At 68.3% G+C, this 23181-nt stretch carries 21 protein-coding genes; 7 read left to right on the top strand and 14 right to left on the bottom strand.

The window, feature by feature from the left end:
* Positions 1-49 precede the first annotated feature (49 nt).
* Positions 50-475, bottom strand: a complete 426-nt coding sequence (locus tag ACFWPH_RS16180) for a hypothetical protein (protein ID WP_378751629.1) — start codon at positions 473-475, stop codon at positions 50-52.
* A 32-nt stretch (positions 476-507) separates the two neighbouring features.
* Positions 508-3213 carry a DNA helicase PcrA gene (gene pcrA / locus ACFWPH_RS16175; protein ID WP_378751627.1) on the bottom strand — a complete coding sequence of 902 codons (2706 nt, stop codon included), beginning with the start codon at positions 3211-3213 and terminating at the stop codon, positions 508-510.
* Positions 3214-3773: 560 nt separating this feature from the next.
* Here pcrA and ACFWPH_RS16170 point away from each other — a divergent pair.
* Positions 3774-4085 (top strand): chorismate mutase, encoded by a 312-nt coding sequence (locus ACFWPH_RS16170; protein WP_062973841.1) that lies wholly within the window; start codon positions 3774-3776, stop codon positions 4083-4085.
* Positions 4086-4178: 93 nt separating this feature from the next.
* On the opposite strand, the gene ACFWPH_RS16165 is transcribed toward ACFWPH_RS16170, so the two are convergent.
* The gene (locus tag ACFWPH_RS16165) at positions 4179-5633 is read right to left on the bottom strand and encodes an NAD-dependent succinate-semialdehyde dehydrogenase (RefSeq protein ID WP_378751625.1); all 1455 of its coding nucleotides are present in this window, start codon (positions 5631-5633) and stop codon (positions 4179-4181) included.
* Positions 5634-6010: 377 nt separating this feature from the next.
* On the opposite strand from ACFWPH_RS16165, the gene pgi reads away from it, so the two are divergent.
* The gene (gene pgi, locus ACFWPH_RS16160; protein ID WP_378751623.1) at positions 6011-7648 is read left to right on the top strand and encodes a glucose-6-phosphate isomerase; all 1638 of its coding nucleotides are present in this window, start codon (positions 6011-6013) and stop codon (positions 7646-7648) included.
* A gap of 63 nt (positions 7649-7711) precedes the next feature.
* On the opposite strand, the gene ACFWPH_RS16155 is transcribed toward pgi, so the two are convergent.
* The 8 genes from ACFWPH_RS16155 to ACFWPH_RS16120 all read right to left on the bottom strand — a co-directional run bounded on the left by ACFWPH_RS16155 (position 7712) and on the right by ACFWPH_RS16120 (position 15236).
* Complete coding sequence (locus ACFWPH_RS16155) at positions 7712-9499, bottom strand: hypothetical protein (RefSeq protein WP_378751621.1); 1788 nt, start codon at positions 9497-9499, stop codon at positions 7712-7714.
* A gap of 159 nt (positions 9500-9658) precedes the next feature.
* Positions 9659-10783, bottom strand: coding sequence for a lipase family protein (locus ACFWPH_RS16150; RefSeq protein ID WP_378751619.1), 1125 nt, complete (start codon positions 10781-10783; stop codon positions 9659-9661).
* Between the two features lie 107 nt (positions 10784-10890).
* Complete coding sequence (locus tag ACFWPH_RS16145) at positions 10891-11421, bottom strand: hypothetical protein (protein ID WP_378751617.1); 531 nt, start codon at positions 11419-11421, stop codon at positions 10891-10893.
* Between the two features lie 83 nt (positions 11422-11504).
* On the bottom strand, positions 11505-12302 hold the full coding sequence (locus ACFWPH_RS16140) for a family 1 encapsulin nanocompartment shell protein (protein ID WP_378751615.1): 798 nt from the start codon (positions 12300-12302) through the stop codon (positions 11505-11507).
* A complete protein-coding gene (locus ACFWPH_RS16135; RefSeq protein WP_378751613.1) occupies positions 12299-13351 on the bottom strand; it encodes a Dyp-type peroxidase in 1053 nt (350 codons plus the stop codon). The genes ACFWPH_RS16140 and ACFWPH_RS16135 overlap by 4 nt, the downstream gene beginning before the upstream one ends.
* 50 nt (positions 13352-13401) lie before the next feature.
* Entirely contained in the window at positions 13402-13728 is a 327-nt protein-coding gene (locus tag ACFWPH_RS16130; RefSeq protein WP_280415705.1) for a cupin domain-containing protein, read from the bottom strand.
* Between the two features lie 240 nt (positions 13729-13968).
* On the bottom strand, positions 13969-14466 hold the full coding sequence (locus ACFWPH_RS16125; protein WP_378751610.1) for a dihydrofolate reductase: 498 nt from the start codon (positions 14464-14466) through the stop codon (positions 13969-13971).
* Positions 14463-15236, bottom strand: a complete 774-nt coding sequence (locus ACFWPH_RS16120) for a thymidylate synthase (RefSeq protein ID WP_378751785.1) — start codon at positions 15234-15236, stop codon at positions 14463-14465. The genes ACFWPH_RS16125 and ACFWPH_RS16120 overlap by 4 nt, the downstream gene beginning before the upstream one ends.
* Positions 15237-15589: 353 nt before the next feature.
* Here ACFWPH_RS16120 and cobF point away from each other — a divergent pair, with 353 nt between their 5' ends.
* From cobF to ACFWPH_RS16100, 4 genes are read left to right on the top strand one after another with little or no spacing between them, the layout of a single operon-like run.
* The gene (cobF, locus tag ACFWPH_RS16115) at positions 15590-16330 is read left to right on the top strand and encodes a precorrin-6A synthase (deacetylating) (protein ID WP_378751608.1); all 741 of its coding nucleotides are present in this window, start codon (positions 15590-15592) and stop codon (positions 16328-16330) included.
* A gap of 36 nt (positions 16331-16366) precedes the next feature.
* A complete protein-coding gene (locus tag ACFWPH_RS16110; protein ID WP_062973709.1) occupies positions 16367-16612 on the top strand; it encodes a DUF2630 family protein in 246 nt (81 codons plus the stop codon).
* Between the two features lie 9 nt (positions 16613-16621).
* Positions 16622-18097, top strand: a complete 1476-nt coding sequence (locus ACFWPH_RS16105) for a dihydrolipoyl dehydrogenase family protein (protein ID WP_378751606.1) — start codon at positions 16622-16624, stop codon at positions 18095-18097.
* Positions 18094-20172 carry a carboxylesterase family protein gene (locus tag ACFWPH_RS16100; protein WP_378751604.1) on the top strand — a complete coding sequence of 693 codons (2079 nt, stop codon included), beginning with the start codon at positions 18094-18096 and terminating at the stop codon, positions 20170-20172. Before ACFWPH_RS16105 ends, ACFWPH_RS16100 begins: the two co-directional genes overlap by 4 nt.
* A 123-nt stretch (positions 20173-20295) precedes the next feature.
* On the opposite strand, the gene ACFWPH_RS16095 is transcribed toward ACFWPH_RS16100, so the two are convergent.
* A complete protein-coding gene (locus tag ACFWPH_RS16095) occupies positions 20296-21162 on the bottom strand; it encodes an Fpg/Nei family DNA glycosylase (protein ID WP_378751602.1) in 867 nt (288 codons plus the stop codon).
* 9 nt (positions 21163-21171) lie between these two features.
* A complete protein-coding gene (locus ACFWPH_RS16090) occupies positions 21172-21708 on the bottom strand; it encodes an ion channel (protein ID WP_378751600.1) in 537 nt (178 codons plus the stop codon).
* A gap of 287 nt (positions 21709-21995) precedes the next feature.
* Between ACFWPH_RS16090 and ACFWPH_RS16085 the strand changes: the two genes are divergently transcribed.
* Entirely contained in the window at positions 21996-22958 is a 963-nt protein-coding gene (locus ACFWPH_RS16085) for an endonuclease/exonuclease/phosphatase family protein (protein ID WP_378751598.1), read from the top strand.
* A 26-nt stretch (positions 22959-22984) separates the two neighbouring features.
* Here the strand turns inward: ACFWPH_RS16085 and ACFWPH_RS16080 are convergent, their stop codons facing one another.
* Positions 22985-23164 (bottom strand): hypothetical protein, encoded by a 180-nt coding sequence (locus tag ACFWPH_RS16080; protein WP_378751596.1) that lies wholly within the window; start codon positions 23162-23164, stop codon positions 22985-22987.
* Between the last annotated feature and the right edge of the window lie 17 nt (positions 23165-23181).

Here is a 23181-nt window from a genome sequence, read left to right as displayed (position 1 = left end):
CCCGGGGATGTCTCGAGTACCGTGTCCGGGGATCTCGCCGGCACCACGGTCAGGGCGCCGCGACGATCGCCAGCCCGATCAGGACGACCACCTTGGCCACTTCCAGGCCGATGTACCAGTAGTGCGCTGTCGAGCGCGGCAGTTCCTCTCCCGCGAGCACCCGGTCGGACCGTCGCGACAGCGGTGGTCGTACCACCGCTATCTGGACCAGCAGGATCCCGACGGCGAGACCCAGCCACAGCCAGACCGCGCCCGGCGGTCCGAGCACCACCGCGGCGGCCAACAGCAGTACCGCCAGCACCGATTCCACCGTGTTCAGCGCCCGGAAAACGATCCGGCCGATCCCCAGCCCGAGCGCCGTGGTCACCCCGGGCGCGCGGAACTTCAGCGGCGTCTCCAGGAACGAGATCGCCAGCACCATGCCGAGCCAGAGCATCGGCAGGAACCACATCAGATGCTGCGCAACAGACTTCATGACCGAAACCTAACGCCGCACCCGGGGATCGGCTAGAGCTTGGTCAGGGTTTGACTGAACTTCGGGATCAGCCGGATCTTGCCGTTGCTGCCGAAATCGATCGTCACACTGGCCATATCGCCGACCCCGTCGGCCGCGACCACCCGGCCCAGCCCGTACTTGTCGTCGCTGACCCGATCACCGACCGCCAGCACCAGCCCGACATTGTTGCGGGCGACCCGCGCCGACCGGCCCTCGCGCGGACCGGGGCGCGTTTCCCGGCCGCGGGGCCAGCCACCGGTCCAATCGTCGCCGGCGGATTCCGCATCCCGGCGCCGGCCGTACTGCGTGGGCGCCGACGAACGTTTCGGCTCGAGCCGCTGCCAGTCGATGAGATGGTCCGGAACCTCCTGCAGGAACCGCGACTCCGGATTGAACACCGGCTGCCCCCAGGCCGAACGGACCACGGCGCGAGTCAGATACAGGCGGCGGCGTGCGCGAGTGATACCGACGTAGGCCAGCCGCCGCTCCTCGGCCAATTCGGCCGGGTCGCCGAGCGCCCGCAGATGCGGGAACTGCCCGTCCTCCCACCCGGTGACGAAGACCACCGGGAACTCCAGGCCCTTCGCGGTGTGCAGGGTCATCATGGTCACCATGCCCGACCCTTCGTCGGGAATCTGGTCGGCATCGGCCACCAGGGAGACCCGTTCCAAGAACGCGGCCAGCGAACCCGGTTCGGGCTCACCCTCCCCCGCTTCCGGTACGAAACCCTCGGCGCGAGCGGCTTCCACGGCATTACGGGCCTCGGAACTGAATTCGCGGGCCACGCTGACCAGTTCGTTGAGGTTGTCCAGACGTGCACCGTCCTGCGGATCGTCCGAGGATTCCAGTTCCGCCCGGTAGCCGGTGCGGTCCAGAACGGCCTCGACCACCGCCCCGACATCCGGGAAATCGAGCTCGTCCATTTCCCCCGCGGCCCGGATCTGCTCGAGCAGTGCGACGAAACCGGCGATCGCGTTACGCGCCCGGGTATTCAGCAGAGCCACTTCGCCGGCGGCGGCATCACGCAGGGCCTCCGCGAAACCGATACCGCGCTGTTCGGCGTGGACGGCGACACAGGCCTCGGCGCGGTCACCGATCCCGCGGCGCGGGGTGTTGAGAATCCGGCGCAGACTCACCGCATCGTCGGGATTCTCGAGCACCCGCAGGTAGGCGACGATATCGCGCACTTCCTTACGCTCATAGAACCGCACCCCGCCGACCACCTTGTACGGCAGCCCCATCCGGATGAAGATCTCCTCCAGCGCACGGGAGTTGTTGTTGGTCCGGTAGAACACGGCGATATCGGAGTAGCCGGCCTCGCCCGCGTCCACCAGGCGGTCGATCTCCCGGGCGACGAACGCGGCCTCGTCGTGCTCGTTGTCGGCGACGTACCCGGTGATCAGCTCGCCTTCACCGGCATCGGTCCACAATCGCTTATCGCGCCGGTTGGTGTTGCGGGCGATGACGGCGTTGGCGGCGGTCAGGATGTTCTGGGTGGAGCGGTAGTTCTGCTCCAGCAGGATGGTCTCGGCATCGGGGAAATCACGTTCGAATTCCTCGATATTGCGGATGGTGGCGCCGCGGAACGCGTAGATGGACTGGTCGGCATCACCGACCACGCAGAGTTCGCTGGGCGGCACAGACGGCGCAGACGGAGACTCGGTATCGACGGCGGCCGCCGCCCCGGCCTCGGTATCGGCGGCTTCGGTCGCCGCCGCCGGATCGGCCGCGCCGTGCCCGACCAGTTCCCGGACCAGCACATATTGTGCGTGGTTGGTGTCCTGGTATTCGTCGACCAGCACATGCCGGAAACGCCGGCGGTAGTACTCGGCGACCTCCGGATGTTTCTGCAGCAGGCCGACGGTCTCGCCGATGAGATCATCGAAATCGAGCGCGTTCGCGGCCCGCAGCCGCCGCTGGTACTCGGTGTAGACACGGGCGACGATCCGCGGCAGTTCGGCATCCTCGAATTCGGCATCCGAACTCGCCTGCTCCGGGCCGATCAGCTCGTTCTTCAGGTTCGAGATGGCGGTAGCCAGCATGCGCGCCGCGAACTTCTTGGGATCCAGCTCGAGATCCCGGCCGATCATGGTGAGCAGCCGGCGCGAATCGTCGGCGTCGTAGATCGAGAAATTCGAATTCATCCCCGGCAGCAGCGCCGACTGGGTGCGCAGAATTCGCACACAACTGGAGTGGAAGGTCGACACCCACATACTGGCGGCCCGCGGACCGACCAGCTCGATGACCCGCTCCCGCATCTCCGCCGCGGCCTTGTTGGTGAACGTGATGGCCAGCACCTGGCCGGGAGTGACCCCACGCTCGGCCAGCAGGTACGCGATCCGCCGGGTGAGCACGGCGGTCTTACCCGACCCCGCCCCGGCCACGATCAACAGCGGCCCGCCGCTGTGCAGCACGGCCGCACGCTGCTGCGGATTGAGCCCTTCCAGCAGCTCCGCGGAGCGCCGCTGCGCCGACTCGGTACGCTGCTGGGCCTGCTCGGCCTGTACCCGGCGCTGCAGCGCCGCCAGCCCGCCCTGCGGCCCACCGCTCGCCGGGGTGCCGGGCAGCTGCGGACGCGGCGGGACGCCCGCCGTTTCCAACCCGGGTAGCGTCGGCGCGTCCGGACCGTGCTCGCCCGCGCCGGAACCCGAGCGACCGGCGGCCGAGCGCTGAGGGCGGGAATGCGAATCCGAACGAGTTGCAGCCGTAGTGTCCATCGGTTGTTCACGCTACCGCTGTGTTTATTTGCGCGCTGGCGCGCGCTGGGTTTTGGCCCCATTGGTCCATGCGTTCAGCTCGCGATACTCGCGCCTTCGGCGCATTGTCTCGCGAGCTGAACGCATGGACGGGCCAAAACCCGCCCAGGGCCTCGCTGAACTCGGCGGCGCTCAGGCTTACGCAGGCAGGGTCTCGCTGAACTCCGCGCCGCCCGGGCTTACGCAGGCAGGGTCTCGCTGAACTCGGCGGCGCCGGGGCTTACGCAGGCAAGGTCTCGCTGAACTCCGCGGCGCCCGGGCTTACGCAGGCAGGGGTATCCGTCACTTTGCAGACCTTCCGGGGCGTGGCAAACTGGCAGCATGGTTTGCCCTTTTGTGAAACAACCGCTCCGGCTGGGTGCACAGCGGGACCACAGCCCGGGCACCTGAGGCCGGGAGGGGCAGGTAGGGGGTAACGGGACTACCAGACCCATCGGGTCTGTTTCACGGTGAAGGAACTCTGGACCGGTAACGCGAAGCGGTGCGACGGCGATCCAGGTTCTGACACGAGGAGATGAATGATGAGCACACCCGCCACGGCGACCGGGTCGGATTCGACGACCGGCACGGAATCGGAGCTCCCTCGGACCGAAGCCGAGATCGAGAAGCTTCGTAAGGAAATCGACCAGCTCGACGCGGAGATCCTGGCGGCGATCAAACGCCGGACCGAGATCTCCCGCGTTATCGGCCGCACCCGGATGGCCTCCGGCGGCACCCGGCTGGTGCACAGCCGGGAGATGAAGGTGCTGGAACGCTTCAGCGAGCTGGGCCAGGAGGGTCATACGCTGGCGATGCTGCTGCTGCGGCTCGGTCGCGGCCGGCTCGGCCGGTAGCCCACCGGAAACCACACGCGGCGGCCCGCAGACCGCCGCACTGCCGCGAACCGCCCCGGGTGTCGACGCCCCGGGGCGGTCGTATATCGCGGCTCAGGTCATCGCGATGTACTTCGTGGACAAATACTCCTCGATCCCCTCGGTGCCGCCCTCCCGGCCGAATCCGGAGGCCTTCACACCACCGAACGGCGCGGCGGGATCCGAGATGACACCGCGGTTCACTCCCACCATGCCGCTCTCCAGACCTTCCGCGACCCGTAGCGCCCGGTCGAGATCCCGCGTGTAGATGTAGCTGACCAACCCGAATTCGGTGTCGTTGGCGGCGGCCAGCCCCTCCTCTTCGGTATCGAAGGCGACGATCGGGGCGACCGGGCCGAACACCTCCTCGCGCAGGATCCGCGCGCCATCGGGGATATCGGTCAGGATGGTCGCCGGGTAGAACCAGCCCGGACCGCCGGGGGCCTTACCGCCCAGACGCACGGTCGCACCGGCGGATACCGCGTCGTCGACCAGCTCGGACACCGTGGTGAGCTGTTCGGAATTGATGAGCGGGCCCAGTGTGGTGTCCGGGTCGGTACCGGGGCCCATCTTGACCTGCTCGTTCATGGCTGCCGCGAATTTGTCGGTGAACTCGGCCAGCACCCCGCGCTGCACGTGGAACCGGTTCGCCGCCGTACACGCTTCCCCACCGTTGCGCAGTTTCGCCAGCATGGCGCCCTGGACAGCGGCGTCGATATCGGCATCGTCGAACACCACGAACGGCGCGTTCCCGCCGAGCTCCATCGAGGTGCGCAGCAGACCGTGCGCGGATTTCTCGACCAGCGAGCGGCCGACCTCGGTGGAGCCGGTGAAGGTGAGTTTGCGCAGCCGGGGGTCGTCGAGCAGCGGCTGGGTCACGGCACCCGAGCGGCGGGTGGTGATCACCGACAGCACGCCCTCGGGCAGTCCCGCCTCGGCGCAGAGTTTCGCCAGCAACAGCATGGTGAGCGGGGTGGCCGACGCCGGTTTCACGATCATGGTGCAGCCCGCGGCGAGGGCCGGGCCGATCTTGCGCGTCCCCATCGCGAGCGGGAAATTCCACGGTGTGATGGCCAGGCACGGTCCCACCGGCTGTTTGTGCACGAGGATCCGGCCGGTCCCCGACGGGGCATGCAGATAGCGGCCGCTGATCCGCGCCGCCTCCTCACTGAACCAGCGGAAGAACTCGGCGCCGTAACGCACCTCGTTACGACTCTCGGGGAGGGCCTTGCCCATCTCCAGAGTCATCAGCAACGCGAAGTCCTCCGCCCGCGCGGTGATCCGCTCGAACACCGCCCGCAGGATTTCGCCTCGCTCCCGCGCCGGAGTCGCCGCCCAGTCCGCCTGAGCCGCCACAGCGGCATCCAGCGCCCGCACGGCGTCCTCGGGGGTGGCGTCCGCGACCTCGGCAACCACTTCCCCGTTCGCCGGGTTGTGCACGCCGAACGTGCCGCCACCGGTGGCATCGACGGGGCCGCCGATCCACAGCTGCTTCGGTACAGAATCGAGTACATCGGTTTCTGAAGCCATGAACCTCAGCCTAGGCCGCGAACCCCACAATATCCCCGGCTCGCGAAGACAGTATTAGTGGCGGCTCGCGAGGACAATGTTCATGGCGGCTCGCGAGGACAATGTTCATGGCGGCTCGCGAGGACAATGTTCATGGCGGCTCGCGAGGACAATGTTCATGGCGGCTCGCGAAGCCAATGTTCATGGCGGCTCGCGAAGCCAATGTTCATGGCGCCGAGTCCAGCGAGGCCCCTCCAGGGTTTGGCCCGTCCATGCGTTCAGCCCTCGATGCGATGCGCCGCAGGCGCGAGCATCGAGGGCTGAACGCATGGACCAAAGGGGGCCAAACCCCGCGCGCCGAAGGCGCGCCATAGACAGAGCTTGTACGCTCGGCTGGTGTGAGCGTCGACATCACCGCATCGGCGGCATGGCGGAAATTGCAGGATCATCACGAGGCGATCGCCGCCCTCCGGCTCAGGGACATGTTCGCCGACGATCCGGCGCGTGGCCGTGATCTGAGAGTGACCGCCGGTGATCTGCTGATCGATTACAGCAAGCACCGGATCACCCGGGAAACATTGCGCCTGCTGGCCGATTTGGCGGATGAGGCCGGGGTGGCAGCGCAGCGGGACCGGATGCTGCAGGGTCGCCATATCAACACCTCCGAGGATCGCGCGGTCGGGCATACGGCATTGCGGCTACCGCCGGGCACTTCGGTGACCATCGATGGCGAGGACGCTGGTGCCGCGGTGCACGAGGTGCTCGACCGGATGCGCGCTTTCGCCGACGACGTCCGTTCCGGGCAGTGGCGCGGCGCCACCGGGCAGCGGATCCACACCGTGGTCAATATCGGTATCGGCGGTTCGGATCTCGGTCCGGTGATGGTGCATCAGGCGCTGCGGCACTATGTGGACGCCGGGATCGACGCCCGTTTCGTATCCAATGTCGATCCGGCCGATCTGGTGGCGAAGCTGGCCGGCCTGGACCCGGCCACCACCCTGTTCATCGTCGCCTCGAAAACCTTCTCCACCTTGGAGACCCTGACCAACGCGACGGCTGCCCGCCGCTGGTTGACCGGCGCACTGGGTGCGGACGCGGTGGCGAAACACTTCGTGGCGGTTTCCACGAATGCCGAGCGGGTGGCCGAATTCGGGATCGATACGGCCAATATGTTCGGCTTCTGGGATTGGGTGGGCGGCCGGTATTCGGTGGATTCGGCCATCGGGTTGTCGGTGATGGTCACGGTGGGCCCGGATCGGTTCGCCGAGTTCCTGGCCGGTATGCACACCATGGACCGCCATTTCGCGACTGCGCCGCCGGAAACCAACGCGCCGATGCTGCTGGCGCTGCTGGGCGTGTGGTACTCGAATTTCTTCGGCGCCCAATCCCGTGCGGTACTCCCGTATTCGAACGATCTGGCCCGTTTCCCGGCCTATCTGCAGCAGCTCACCATGGAGTCGAACGGTAAATCGGTGCGCGCCGACGGCACCCCGGTGACCACGTCCACCGGTGAGATCTTCTGGGGCGAACCGGGTACCAACGGCCAGCACGCGTTCTATCAGCTGCTGCATCAGGGGACCCGGCTCATTCCCGCCGATTTCATCGGCTTCGCTCGGCCGACCGACGATCTGCCCACCCGCGACGGCACCGGCAGTATGCACGACATTCTGATGAGCAACCTGTTCGCGCAGACCAAGGTTCTCGCGTTCGGGAAAACCGCCGAGGAGATCGCTGCGGAAGGCACACCCCCGGAACTGGTGCCGCACAAGGTGATGCCCGGGAATCGCCCGAGTACGACGATCCTGGCGCCGCAGTTGACGCCCGCAGTACTCGGGCAACTGATCGCGCTCTACGAACATCAGGTGTTCGTGGCGGGAGTGATCTGGGGTATCGACAGTTTCGACCAGTGGGGTGTGGAACTCGGTAAACAGCAGGCGCTCGAGCTGGCGCCGCTGCTCACCTCGGCCGAAGACCCTGCGCCGCAGGGCGATTCCTCGACGGACGGTCTCATCCGCTGGTACCGCGATAACCGCTGACCTCGGCTCGCGGCCGCGGACGCCTCTTACGCCGTCGGCCGTGTGGGGGCCCATGTTCGTCCATCACCACGGCACCATGGGCAGGCCGATACGCCGCGCGGTATCCACGGCGAGCCGGTGGAGCCGGTCGGTATCGGATACCCGCTCGGGATCGAGACTCGCCAGAGTCAGCAGATAGTCACCGCGGAACCGGCACAGATAGCCGGACAACCGGGTCCGTGGGCGGCGCGCGTAGGTGAGCCCCGGATGGATGGCGCGGGCGGCGACACCGGTGCAGTCGTGCGGGCCGAGGGTGTGCAGCGGCGCCGGTATCGGGCCGATATTCGAACACAGGATGTCGCGTTCCCCGGCACCCCGGGACAGCAGATACGCCACCCGATCCGGAACGAGATGCAGGAACTCCTCCGGCAGTCCGCCGGGGCTCGAAATCCGCCGTTCGTAGGCGGCGCGACTCTTCGCGCGGATCTCGCCGGGATCATCACCGGGGGCGACGACGATCTCGGTCATCGCGAGATCGTTATCGATCCGGGGTTCGTCGCGGGTGTCCACCGGCAGGCTGGCCGCGATCCCCCGATCGGGAAAGCCCGTGGCCCACAGCGTGTTCGCCACGAACCAGATGAACAAACTGTTCGGCGTACCGCCGCCCGCCGCGGCTATCCTGTCCCATTCCCGGCCGGGACACCGCAGCACCAGCGCCGGCACGGGCAGGTCGGCGTGCGGGACGGTGGTTCCGGCCGGGTCACCGGAATCGGAGTCGGGCGCGCGACCGCCGCCTCGAATTCCGTGTCCACCGTCTCGGGTTCCGCGCACCCCGGCTCCGGTCCCGTGACCACCATCTCGGGGTTCGCGCACCCCAGCTCCGGCTCCGTGACCGTCGCCTGGCGGTTCCCGGCCCGTGGCGGGGTTGCCTGTCTCGCCCGCGTCGCGGCTGACCACAGCAGAACCCCCCACCCCGGGTCCGGGCGAGCCGCCGGCCGAGTCGACGGGCGACCCCGACTGCGCGTATCCCGCCGGATCAGCAGCGGTGCGCAACTCTCCGGGTCCGATTTTCCTGCCTGACCGGCTTGCGGCGGGCATCGCTGCCGGCGTCTTACGCAACCGCATCGCTGGTATTTCATGCCACCGACACCAGAGTCGGAAACACCCCGCGGACCGCGCCCGCCGGAGTACGGTTCGCGCGGCACGGACGGTACCGGCGAAGACCGTAGCGCAGGTTTCGGCGGCGTCGACCCAGTCCGACTCCGGATCGCCCCCCGGCTGCGCACTGCCGCCGGGGCGGTTGTCGAGGTCGGACCCGCGTAGGAGGTCCGGGCCGGGCGCGAGGACCCGCCCGGATTCGAAGTCCCGCCCGGATTCGAAGCCCCGCCCGGATTCGAAGCCCCGCCCGGATTCGAAGTCCGGGCCGTTGCCGGCCGGTGCACCGAGCGCCTGCTCGACGGCGATTACCAGTCCCCGGGCGTCGGCGAGAACGTGTGAACAGGTGAGGGCGACGACCGTGCCACCGTCGGTGAGCGGCGCTGCCGACAGGCGCCAGCCGGGGCCGTGCCGTGGGTCCAGATCCGCACCCCGTCCGTCTGCCCAGGGCAAGATCTCTTCCGCACGAAGTGGTGCCGGCGCCATATCGAGCGGGTGGGCGCGAATACTGGTCTGCCAGCGGTCCCGGGCACCGGGGACTCCGGACCGCACGACCCGGCGGCCGAGCGGGCCCACGCGCAGGGCGTCGTGCAACCGGTCGAGCCGGGCGCGATCCACCGGGTCCGCCGTCCGCCACAGCCCCTGGAGCGCGATAGGTGTGCCCATACCCTGATGGGTTCGCTGGAAAATACCGTCGATAACGCTCAGCCGGCGCATCAGCTCAGGCTAGCCACCTTCTGCGCCGGCCCCGCGGATGCCCGCTGCGGCTCGAGACCACCGGTCACCTCATGGACGAGGTGACGTGCCCTCCGCACTCCCTGAACCGGGCTCCCGCCGAGCCAGGGACCGGCCGGCGCATCGTGACGACGGACCGGCTCAGTCCGGCGGCAGCTCGCGGGCGAAGAAGTCGACCGCGTAGTCCACCCCGCCCCGCTGGGGTACGTCGTGACCGGCCTCGAGGATACGGAGCTGGTGCTGGGTTCCGTTCATCAGGAACTGGCCGGTGAGGGCGAGGGTGAACGGTAGCGGGACGACGGTGTCGTAGGCGCCGTGGACGATCAGGATCGGGTCCCGGTAGCCGCTGACCGGCACGCTCATATAGTCGCGCATCACCGGCGCGAATTCGGGATCGTTGAGCGGCCGCTGCAACATATCGCCGATTTCCGCATCGGCCAGCATTTCGGCGGTACCGGAGTTGCACGCGGTACCGAGTTCACCGACGAAATCCCGCCCGGCCGGGGTCAGGTAGTCGTCGATGTCCACCCCCGCACCGGCCATACCGGACAGCACCATGGTGACGGCGCGTCCCGGGAAACCCGGCATCTCGGGCTGGTCCGGCCGGGAGCGGAGGAACACGGTCTCCATATTGCTGACCGGTGCCAGGGCGACGGTGCCGTGGAAATCGAGTTCGGGCGCATATTCCGAGGCGTACCGGCCGGTGCCGAGCGCGGCGTGACCGCCCTGGGAGTATCCCGCGACCCCCCAGTCGGAGGAGAGTTCGCCGAAGGCACTGCGGGTGGCGCGGACCGCATCGATGGTGGCCGTGGCGGCTGTGGCGGTCTGCAGGTACGGGTGCGGGCCCGAGGAGCCCGGGCTCAAACCGATGTAGTCGGGCGCGACCACCGCGTACCCCTCGTCGTTGAACCGGCGCACCACCGGGCCCGTCTCCTGCTCCAGTTCGGGGGAACCGGTCAGCCCGCACTGCTTGCCTATACCGGAGGTGCCGTGATCCCAGGCGATGACCCGTCGGCCGCCCTCCGGGACGGGGCCGTCCGGGAGCCGCACCACGGCTTCCGCGGCGACGAGTCGACCGCCGGGGCCGGTGGTGACGTAACCGATGCGATGGACGTCGTCGAGTCCGCCCCATTCTCGGCCGAGCGGTTCGGCCGAGAGCAGGAGTCCGGGGTGCCAGGCCGAATCCGCGTGGGCGACGACCGGCAGTCCGGCGCACAGCGCCGCGACCAACGTCAGAACCCCCACGATTGTCCGGACTACGCGCACCAGCCCTCTCCTCTATCTCACGGCGGCCCAGTACATGATCGCAGCAATTCGGGCACCTCGCGCATGCGGTGGCGTATTCGCGCCGGTGGCCCGGGCGTGTCCCGGGTTCAGCGGACCGGCGGTGCGATCTGCCAGTGTTTTTCCAGGGCACCGGCGATATCGGGCAGGACGGTCACGGGAATCTTCTTGTGCCGCAAGATATTCCGAATCTCGTTGATTTGCTCTCGTTTCCGCAGGTCATAGGCGCCGGATACCGGGCCGGACACCGGCGGAATGGACAGCAGAATCAATTCACTGTGCAATTCCTCACCCCCGGTCAGATCCAGCGCCAGCGACCACCGCGACCGTTCGTCCAGAACGAACCGCCCGGCGACCACCCGGTCCCATTCGATACTGGTCGCCGACCACGGGGTACGCCGGTGGATGGCGTCGTCGGTCAACACGACGGTATCCCGTTTGAACAGGGCGAAAAGGGCCGCCACGGCGAGCAGCGCCCCCAGTACGAGTCCGGTGAAGACGCGACCCGCCCCGAACAGCAGCACCGTCGGCACGGTCACGGCCGCCACGACCGCCGTCCCGGCCAGACCGTAACCCAGCACCCGCCCGGTGGGCACCACACCCGCGTGCACCCTGTGCATACCGACTCCACTCACCCGAGAACACGTGTTGCCGGCCACACGGTACCGGAGCCGGTGCCACGGCACCCGCTCACCGGACCCACTCAGTGCAGGGCGACAGCGGCCTCGGCGGAATAGACCTGGAAGGTCATGCTCTGCTGGAAATACAGCTGGACGGTTTCGGCATCGTGGCCGAGATAGCCGATGGACAGGTCCTGGCCGAGGGTGAGGTCGAAATCTCCGCCACGGGTGGTGAGCACGAAGGCTCCGTCGATCGCGGGCGCCCAGATGATCTCGCCGTCGGGTACGAGGCGTTCGAGGTGGGTGCGCAGCGGATGGCCGTGGTTGGAGGTTTCGCTGACCTTGGTGTACAGATCGGCGCTGAGCAGCACCGAATACGGTCCGTCGACACCGGCCAGCCGCAACTGGCTCACCGCCAGGGCGATCACCTCCGGTACCCCGAACACGTCGTCGGGTAGTGCGATCGCCCGGTTCGACGAGGCGGCCCGGATACCGGTGATCCCGGCGGCGGCGTAACCCTCGAAAACGGACCGGTCCTCGGCGAAGGCGATCTTGCGGGCGGCGTCCTTGACCGGGTCCAGGTCGGTGTCCTGGGCACCACGCTCGACATTGTCGAGTTCCTCCCGCGACAGCGTGAACGGCACCCGCAACTCCACCAGCGGAGCGACCACCCGCTGCCGAGCCACGACCCCGTCCTTCGGGGCGGCGATCGGCGTGGTGTGGCCGAGGCCGCGCGCGGAGTAGTCGGTGCCGTGCGGACCGGACAGGTCCACCACCCGGCGACCGGCGTTATGCCGTTTGAAGGTCCGCGTGGACTCCTCTTCGATAACGGCCCAGGCCGCGTCCGTGATCGGCGCGAGCTCACGATGCAGGTTGTTCATACGGTGCTGCTCCTTTTCAATGTGCCGATACCGAGTGAACCGTCCGCGCTCGGCGCCGGACCCGGCCGGTCCGCCGTTTCCTCGATCGGCTCCGCCGCGGTATCCGCCGCCGGCGGCGCGGGCAGATCGTCGAAGAAATCCTGCGGCGGAACGAAGAACAGGGTGCCGGTGACGGCGGTGGAGAAATCCAGGATCCGGTCGTGGGTGGCCTCGTCGGTGCCGAGGAACATCCGCTCCAGCATGATCTCGGTGGTCCGGGGGGTGGCCGAATAGCCGACGAAATACGTGCCGAATTCGCCGTCGCGGATACTGCCGAAGGGCATATTCGCGCGCAGGATCTCCCGCTCGGTACCGTCGGGCTCGATCACCTGGTTCACCGCGATATGCGAATCCGCGGGTTTATCCGCCTCGTCCAGTTCGAAATCCTCGAGTTTGGTCCGGCCGATGACCCGCTCCTGCTCCTGGACCGGCAGGGCCCGCCAGGCCGGCAGATCATGCAGATACTTCTGCACGATCACATAGCTGCCGCCGGTGAAGTCCGGATCGCCGGTGCCGATCAAGGCGGCCGCACCGGCCGGTGAATCCGGGAACGCACCCTCAGGGTTCTCGGTGCCGTCGACGAACCCCAGCAGATCGCGCTGTTCGAAATACCGGAAGCCGACGGTTTCGTCGACGACCGTGCCCACCCCGGCCAACCGGTCGCCGATGGCCATCGCCAATTCGAAACAGGCGTCGTGCGCTTGGGCGCGGATATGGAACAGCAGATCGCCCGGAGTCGCGGGGGCGTGGTGCAGCGGGCCGTCGTATCCGGGGAATTCGTGCAGTTCGGCCGGGCGGGGGCCGCCGAAGAGCCGGTCCCATGCCGCCGATCCGATACCGGTGATGCACCCCAGCCCGGCGCCCGGGAGCCGGAAGCCGATCGCCCGCCGCAGACCCGGCAGTTCGGCCAGCAGATCCCGCGCCGCCGCCTCACCACCGGGTTCGATGGTGGCGACGAGGAAATGCGCGGCCGGGGTGAGTGGTTCGAGTATCGGCTGCGGCTGCCCCATAGGCGATCACATTACCGGCGAGCCGACCCGGCCCCGCACATTCCCGGTGGCTACTTGGCCACAGTCAGCAGGAAGGCCACATCGTCGATCGCAAGCACACTGTGCCGCGCCTTGGGCACCACCAGCAGATCGCCGGACGACCCTTTCCACTCGTTGTCGCCACTGTTCAGGGTGAGGGTGCCGGAGAGCACCAGCAGGGTGGCCTCGCCCTGGTTGTCGTGTTCGGCCAGACTCTGTCCGGCGCACAAACCGACGACCGTCTGCCGCAACGAATTGGCATGCCCGCCGTAGATCGTCCGCGAACTGCGGCCACTGGTGGTGGTCGCCGCCATCTTGAGCTGCTGCCGGGCCACCGCTGTCAGCGATTTCTTGTCCATGAACCGCCTTTCGCCTCCGCGTACCCGCGACCGGGCTGATGATCACGGGGTCGTATCGCCGAGTATGCCCGACCGGGACGCGGCATTCCCGCGTTTCTCCGAGCTGTGCTCCTTTTGCCGCCGGGCGGCACACTTCCGGGCCCGGCCCGCAACGTGCCCGGTACACCGGCTTGCCCCCGTGCAACGTGCTCCTGGCATTCGCCCGTGCCACCCGGCAGCACGCTGGGGCAGTTCCGCCGATCAGCGGGTGAAGCGGCGGGTGCGGTAGTGGAGGCCGCCGGACGATTCCCGCCAATCCTGCGGATCGTCGGAATGCCATTCGGGCCCGAGTTCGGGAGCGAAGGCGTCCCCGTGCACCTGGGTGTCCACCTCGGTGATCAGGAGTTCGGTCGCATACGGCAACGCCGCACGATAGACCTCGCCGCCGCCCATCACCCAGGTGGTCGCGGGGGCGGCCAGGTCGAGTGCGGCCGGAACGGAACCGGCGGTATCGGCACCCGCGGCCGACCAATCCGCCTGCCGGGTCACCACGATATTGCGGCGGCCGGGCAGCGGGCGGAAACGCTCCGGTAGCGATTCCCAGGTCCGCCGGCCCATCACCACCGGGTGACCGGTGGTCGTCTGCCGGAAGAGCGCCATATCTTCGGGCACCCGCCACGGAATGGTGTTGTCCACACCGATCACTCCGTCGGGCGTCTGCGCCCAGATCAGGCCGATGATGCGTTCCGGTGCGGTCATACCGCCACCGGGGCCTTGATCGCGGGGTGATGCCGGTAGTCCAGTATCCGAACGTCCTCGTACCGGTAGTCGAACAGCGATGCGGCCGGGGTGAGGTCGAGCTCAGGGAAGGGGTAGGGGCTGCGGGTCAGCTGTTCGGCGACCTGGTCGCGGTGATTGTCGTAGATATGGCAGTCACCGCCGGTCCAGATGAAATCGCCGGGTTCGAGGCCGCTCTGCTGGGCCACCATCACCGTGAGCAGGGCGTAGCCGGCGATATTGAACGGCACCCCGAGGAACAGGTCGGCGCTGCGCTGGTACAGCTGGCAGGACAACCGGCCGTCGGCGACGTAGAACTGGAACAGGGCATGACAGGGTGCCAATGCCATCCGGTCGAGTTCGGCCACATTCCAGGCCGAGACGAGCATGCGCCGCGAATCCGGGTCGGTCCGCAGGGTGTGCAGTACCTGCGCGATCTGGTCGATATGGCGGCCGTCGGGCGCGGGCCAGGACCGCCACTGCACGCCGTAGACCGGCCCCAGCTCGCCGTCGGCGCCGGCCCATTCGTCCCAGATGCTGACCCCGTGCTCCTGCAGCCACTGCACATTCGAATCGCCGCGCAGGAACCACAACAGCTCGTACACGATCGATTTGAGGTGGACTTTTTTAGTGGTGATCAGCGGGAAGCCGGTGGAGAGGTCGTACCGGAGCTGATGCCCGAACACGCTGCGGGTACCGGTGCCGGTGCGATCCGCCTTGGCGGTACCGGTATCCAGTACCCGGCGTAGCAAGTCCTCGTACTGGGTGTCCGGAACGCGTTCAGCGTCTCGGGTGCTCGCCGCGCTCGCCGCGCTCGCACCGGGATCGCCGCCCTCGCCCGCCGTACTGTTCGTTGCGCTCGCCACGGGCCGAGCTTAACTCCCCGCAGGCGCGCGCCCGCGCAACGGCCCACAGTGCCCGCCCGGTCGGTGCTCCCAGGTCAGCGCACCCGCCGCAGATCCGGATGGCCGGTGCACCACCCGGGCTGCGCACGTAGACGACACCATTCGTCGAACCGGCCGCCACACGATCGGTCCCCGCGCCTGGGGCGACTGCCGACCTCCCCCACGACCGCCGCCGCCTCGGGCCTGCCAAGCTGACCCCCATGCGGAAGCTGTATGTGATCGGTATCGGCGCCGGTGACCCCGACCAGGTGACGATGCAAGCCGTCAAGGCGCTGCGGGAGGTCGATGTCTTCTTCGTCATGGGCAAGGGCGCGGAGAAGCAGCAGCTCGTGGATGTGCGCACCGCGATCCTCGACGAGCACGCCGCCCGTCCCCATCGGATCGTCGAGATCCCCGACCCACCTCGCGACCGCACACCGGCCGACTACAACGCGACAGTGCTCGACTGGCACGAACGCCGTTCACTGCTGCTGGAGGAGGCGTTCGCGGGAACCGAGGGTGTGGGGGCCATCCTGGTGTGGGGCGATCCGGCGCTCTACGACAGCACCCTGCGCATGGTGGAGCGGGTGCTCACGCGCGGCACTCTGGCCTTCGACTACACCGTGATTCCTGGCGTGACCAGCGTGCACGCCCTCGCGGCCCGGCATCGGATCGTCCTGCACCGGATCGGGGAACCGGTGCACATCACCACCGGGCGCCGGTTGCGCGACGAGGGGCTGGGCAGCGGGTCGACGGTGGTCATGCTCGACGCCGACTGTGCGTTCACCTCCGTACCCGGCGACACCGACATCTGGTGGGGCGCCTACCTCGGAATGCCGGACGAAACGCTGTTCCACGGCCGGGTCGGCGAGATCGGCGCGGAAATCGTGCGCCGGCGCGCGCAGCTGCGGGCGCACAAGGGCTGGATCATGGATATCTATCTGCTGCGGCCCGCTGAATGAGCTGGTAATCGGCCTGCGGGTCGTAGCATGGTCGGCATGACCGAACAGGACATACTCGGGCGGATCAAGGAACTGGTCGACCACGAGCACGACCTGCGGTCGCGGGCCTCGCGCGGGGAGCTCGATCCCGATGTGGAGCGGCGCCGGCTGGCCGAGGTGGAGGTCATGCTCGATCAGTGCTGGGATCTGCTCCGGCAGCGGCGGGCCCGTATCGATCGCGACGAATCCCCCGACGAGGCCCAGCCACGACCGCCGGGACAGGTCGAGGGATACCTGCAGTAGGCGGCCGCGATGACCGGAATAGGTTCCGCGGCAAAGGAATACGATGTCATCGTCGTGGGCGGTGGACCGGCCGGTGAGAATGCCGCCGCCTACGCGATCGCGGGCAGCGACCGCACCGCGGCCATCGTGGAACGCGAACGGGTCGGCGGCGAATGCTCGTACTGGGCCTGTATCCCCAGTAAGGCGCTGCTGCGGCCGGGGCATGTGCTCAGTTCCGCGCGCGGCCTGCCCGGGGTCGAGGCCGACGGGCCCGATGTCGGTGCGGTACTGCGCCGACGCGACGAATTCGTCCACGCCCGCGACGGCGACCACGACGATTCGGGCCAGCTCGACTGGGCCGCGCAGCAGGGTATCGACGTGATCCGCGGCGCCGGCCGGCTCGCCGGCGCTCGCAGGATCCGGATCGGCGAACACGAACTCCACGCCCGCCAGGCCGTGGTGCTCGCCACCGGCAGCCGGGCCGCGATACCCGATATCCCCGGCCTGCGTGAGGCCCTGCCCTGGACCTCACGCGATGTGACCAACCTGCGCGAGATCCCGAAGCGGGTCGTGGTGATCGGCGGCGGCGTGGTGGCCTGTGAGGCGACGACCTGGTTGTCGGCGCTCGGCGCCGAGGTCACCGTCCTGGTTCGCGGAAACCGGCTGCTCACCGGTGTCGAACAGTTCGCCGGGGAACGCGTCGCCGAGGCGCTCACGGCCCGCGGCGTGGATATCCGGTTCGGAACCAGCCCGCAGCGGGTCCGGCGCCCGGCGGCGGCGGACCACGGGGAAGGCAGGATCCACGGCGGGCCGGTCACGGTGCACGCCGAGGGGCGCGACGGTGAGTCCACCGTGCTCGCCGACGAGATCGTGGTGGCCACCGGGCGCACCCCGAACAGCGACGACCTCGGGCTGGACACGGTCGGGCTGGAGCCGGGCTATGTCGAGGTGGACGATCAGCTGACCGTCACCGGAGTATCCGGTGAATGGCTGTATGCCGTCGGCGATATCAACCACCGTGCCGCGCTCACCCATATGGGCAAGTACCAGGCGCGGGTGTGCGGCGATGTGATCGCGGCCCGGGCGGAGGGCCGGCCGCTGACGGATCCCCGCTACCGCGCCAGCGCGGATAAACACGCTGTCCCCCAGGTCGTTTTCACCGATCCCGAAGTCGCGGCCGTCGGCCTCACTGGCGATGCCGCCCGCCGGGCGGGTCACGATATCCGCACGGTGGAACTGGATATCGAGGTCGCTGGTTCGGCGCTGACCCGCGACGACTACAGCGGCCACGCCGCGCTGGTTGTCGACAACACCACCGATACTCTGCTCGGCGCCACCTTCGTGGGTCCCGATATCGGGGAACAGTTGCATGCCGCGACGATCGCGGTCGCCGGGCGGGTTCCACTCGAGGCGCTGTGGCACGCGGTGCCGGCGTTCCCCGCGGTGAGCGAATTCTGGCTACGACTGTTGGAGACCGACCGGTCGTCGTTACCATCGGCCACATGAGCGAGTCAGTCCCGGAGCCGGCAGCGGAGCGTATCGGCGGAGGGCATTCGCCGGTATCCGACGGGCACGTCACCGAACAGGTCACCACCGCCGACGGCATCGTCCGAGGTGGGCGGGGCCGCCGCGTCCGGTACTGGCGATCGCTGCCCTACGCCGCGCCACCCGTCGGCGACCTGCGGTTCCGCGCTCCGCAACCGGTACAGCCGTGGACCGATATCCGCGAAGCCACCTACTTCCGGGCGGCGGGGATCCAGCCCAGCTTCGGTGTCCGGATCGGGCCGCGCAAGTTGCAGGAGATGAGCGAGGATTCACTGACACTCAATGTCGTGGCTCCCGTTTCTGCCGCTGTGCGGCCGCGGCCGGTGATGGTGTTCATCCACGGCGGCGGCAACCTGTTCGGCACCTCCGCGCTGCGCCTCTACGGCGGGGTACAGCTGGCAGCCGACGGCGATGTGGTCGTGGTATCGATCAACTACCGGCTCGGCGCATTCGGGTACGCCGATTTCTCCGAATTCTCCACCCCCGGCAGCCCTTACGAATCGAACCTCGGCCTGCGCGACCAGATCGCCGCGCTGCGCTGGGGGCAGACCAATATCGCCGAATTCGGGGGCGACCCCGGCAATGTGACGATCTTCGGTGAATCGGCGGGCGCGCACGCCGTGCTGAGCCTGATGGCCACCCCGTCGGCTGCCGGGCTGTTCCACCGCGGTATCGCCCAGAGCGCACCCGCGGACTGGGGTTTGACGACGGCCGAGGCGAGTGAATTCGCCCACCGGGTCCTGGCCGAACTCGAGGTCGCCCCGGCGGACGCGAACCGGCTGCTGCGCGAAATGGATCCGCACGATATCCGGCGCGCCTTCAACCGGGCATCCAACGCGGCGATGGCCGAATGCCCGGGTTTCTTCCCGGCGGCGCCGGTAGCCGACGGGGATCTGCTGCCGCGCACCCCCATCGATGCGTTCGCCGAGGGACTCACCCACCGGGTTCCGCTGATCATCGGCACCTGCCGTAAAGAAGGTGCCCTGTTCAACCGGTTCACCGATTCGCTGCCCACCCGGCCCGAGCGGCTGAAACGTGCCCTCTCGGTTGCCGGTCCGGAGCGCTATCCGCAGGTGTTCTACACCTATCCCGGTTTCCCCGGTGAAGCGGCGGCCATCCGCGCGGGCGGCGACTATTTCTTCTGGCGGCCCTCGCTGGAGGTGATGGAGGGACACAGCCGGCACAGCCCCACCTACGCCTACCGCTACGATTTCGCGCCCCGGCTGCTGCAGCTGTACAAACTGGGCGCGACGCACGCGACCGATCTGCTGCCCACCTTCGGTGCCGTCTACGAACCGTGGAGCCGGGCCCTGACCATCGGCGGCAGCCGGCGCGGCCTGCTCGCGGTGACCCGCCAGGTCCAGGACAACTGGTTGAACTTCGCCCGCACGGGCGAGCCGCTGCCGGTGTGGCCGCGCTACACCGAAACGGAACGCAGCACGCTGATCATCGACGACCCGGGCCGGGTGGAAAACGATCCCGACAGCGCCCAGCGCGAGCTCTGGGCCGGAGTCCGTGCACCCCAACTGGTACCGGCGGGCGCAGCTGCCCCGGCAGTTCCGGGCGCCGGCCTCGCCGCAGTACCTTCCGGCGATACCACCGCGCCGGCCGGCGGTGCCACCGAAAGTGCCCCGGCTCCGGCGAGCGAGGAAGGCGACGACGGCACGCTGCTGGGGAAGATCACCTCCGAGAACGCTGCGGGAGCCCCCACCGAAGTTGCGGCCACAGTTGTCGAGAAGCTGGCCGGCAGCGTCGAGCCGCCCACCGACGCCGGGCCCGGGGTCGCCGACACCGACAGCGCCGACAACCCCACCCGCGAAACGGAGCCACGCACCACCGGAACCGACAGCGCCGACAACCCCACCCGCGAAACGGAGCCACGCACCACCGGAACCGACGGCGCCGAGAACCCCACCGGCGAAACCGGGCGGCGCACCACCGGAACCGACGGCGCCGAGAACCCGACCGACGAAGCCGGGCCCGGCACCGCCGAAACCGATGGCGCCGCGAAAACCACCGGCGACGCCGGCTCGTAGGACAGACCCCGGCGAGGGAGCGGATCCGGCCCGGGAATCCGGGCGAGCGGGTTTCGATGTACGGTGTCGGCCACGTCGTCGAGGGCCGACACCGGCTGTGTTCGTACAGGTCGCGGATCGGTGCTACTTCAGCAGCCGCGACATCCGGCGATCGGCGAGAATCTTCCCACCGGTCTGGCAGGTCGGACAGTACTGGAACGACCGATCCGTGAACGCGACCTCACGGACCGTATCCCCGCATACCGGGCAGGGCATACCGGTGCGGCCGTGCACCCGCATACCCGAACGCTTCTCCCCCTTCAGCCGCGCGGCGTCCTGCCCCACCGACCGGGCGACCGCATCCGTGAGCACGGTACGCAGGGCGTCGTAGAGCGCGGACATCTTGGCGGCCGGCATCGTCTTCGCGGTGGCGAACGGGGAGATTCGCGCGGTGTGCAGTATTTCGTCGGAGTAGGCGTTGCCGATCCCGGCGAGCACGGTCTGGTCGACCAGCACATTCTTGATCCGGCCCGAGACCGCCCCGAGGATCGCGGCGAACTCCGGTTCGGTGACGGCGAGCGCATCGGGCCCGAGCCGGGCGATACCGGGTACCTCCGCCGGATCGTGCACGATATAGACCGCCAGCCGTTTCCTGGTTCCGGCCTCGGTGAGGTCGAAAGCAGGGGTGGCCCCCTCCGGGGTGAAGAAATGCACCCGCAATGCCAACGGCCCGCGACCGGGTTTCGGCGGGCTCGCGCTCGGATTATCGGTCCAGCGCAGCCATCCCGCCCGGGACAGGTGGGTGATCAACCACAACCCACCGCACTCCATGCCGAGGAACTTCCCCCACCGCCCGGCTCCCGTGACATCGCGCCCGGACAGCGCCGTCACCGGCGGATCGAAGGTTTTGATGGCGCTGTACGCCGCCACATCGATCCGCCCCACCACCGCACCGACCGCGTGTTCCCGCAGGAACTGCGCCAGCGCCTCCACTTCCGGTAGTTCGGGCACGCGACCAGGCTACCGGGGCCCACTGACATTCGCGGCGTCCAAACGCCGGGTGATACCGGTACTCGTCACCGTGATCAGCGTGCCGACCACCACCAGGTCGAACGCCATCTGCACCGTGGTGGCGATCCGCGCCGCCTGGCCCGCGGCGTGGATATCGCCGAAACCTACGGTCCCCAGGGTCGCGACGGTGTAGTAGAGCGCATCGCTGCGGGTGCGCAGATCGGTGAACTGACCGGGATCACGCATTTCGAGCACGTAGTAGAAGAGCGCGAAGAACAACACCACAAGACAGACCAGATACAGCAGGCCGTCGACCCGATGGGCGGTATCGCGGCTCGCCGCCAGGAACTGCCCGATCCGGTGGTAGGCAAGCCACGCCAGCCCGGCCACACCGACGACGAACGCGACCAGGGTCACCACCCGCGTGGGCCAGTAGCCGGGGAAATCGAACCCCACCGGAACGAAGTAGTAGAACAGCAGACCACACAGCACGGTCCCCGCGTTACGCCACAGATGCGCCGAACCGCTGATCCGTCGAGATGCCATGCGGCCATGATCGGCCTGATCTGCGTATTCACCGGGCGGCACGCCGAAACAACAGGTCACCCGGCCGTGCGATATCGGTCGCGTCAGTCGATCATTGTGCGCAGAGCGTGGAATCAGATGACCGCCGACCCGGTACCGACGGATCCCCAGCCGGGCGAAACCGGTCGCGCGAACATCGACGACCGGCACACGCTGGATGGACGCGTTGCCGCTGGACCGGCTCCGGAGCCGGAGTCCGCCACCAGCGGCACAGATATCGGGCGCAGGACTGTGGTTGTCTGTCGAGCGTGCTGTCGAAATTCGTCCGGGTGTGCGTGGACTCGATCCCATGGCTCGCGACCGCTGCCGGAGCCGCCGGGGTGATACTGCATTTCAGCCGGTTATCGGCGCGCATACCTGTTCTGGCGGCATCGCTTGCGCCGTACCTCATGTGCTTGGCGGTTGTCGGGGTGATGGCTTTTCTGGGGTTGCGGCGCTGGAGTGGTGCAGGGGTCGCGCTCGTCGTCGTAGTGGTGGCCGCATGGACCCAGGTTCCGTTGTATTACGGTCGTGCCGCCGACGAGGACGGGCGGCTGGTCCGGGTGATGCAGGCCAATCTCCTGTTCGACGGAGCGGACCCGCAAGCATTGGTCGACCAGGTGCGGGAGCGCGATATCGAGTTGCTCACCGTCAACGAACTCACCCCGGCGGCGATCGGCGCGCTCGGCGGGGCGGGTCTCGACCGTTTGCTGCCCTATCGGTATCTCTCGCCCGCCCGGACCGCGGCCGGGACCGGGATCTGGAGCCGGTACCCGCTGTCGGACACCGTCGAGTACGACGGATATGTGCTGAACCAGCTCTCGGCGACCGCCACGATCCCGGACGCGGGGCCGGTTTCGGTATTCGCCTTCCACCCGGTTCCCCCGGTGTACGACATCGATGTATGGGCGGACGAATTGTCCCGCCTGCAGGCGATTCTGGAGAATGCTCCCGCAGGTCGCCCAGCGATCGTCGGCGGCGATTTCAACGCGACATACGATCACGCCCAGTTCCGGGCCATGCTGTCCGGACGTTTCGACGACGCCGTCGTCCAGGCAGGGGCCGGTCATCTGGTCACCTATCCCACCGACAAGCGATGGCCGCCACTGGTGGGCATCGACCACATACTCATCGCCGGAGGTCGTGCGGTCGCGGTCGAAACCCTCGATGTTCCCGGCGCGGACCATCGCGCCCTGACCGCATCTATCCGTCTGACCCGCGCCTCGCGCTGAATTGTCCCGGATGACCTGCAGTGCACTCAGGGAAGTAGGTCCACCGGGGCCAGGGTGATATCGAACGGACCGTGCAGGATCGCGGTATCGCCCGCGCAGACCCGGTGGGTCTGTTCGTAGCCCTGCTCGGATCCGAGCGTATGGGCGAACAGGACCGGTCCGGGCAGGCGGCACAGTCGGCCGCCTGCCCGGTAACTCGGGCTCACGCTCGGCACGTGGGTGC

The sequence above is a fragment of the Nocardia sp. NPDC058499 genome, assembly GCF_042719915.1.
In the GTDB taxonomy this organism is placed as follows: Bacteria; Actinomycetota; Actinomycetes; order Mycobacteriales; family Mycobacteriaceae; genus Nocardia.
This window is presented reverse-complemented; position numbering and strand designations above follow the sequence as displayed.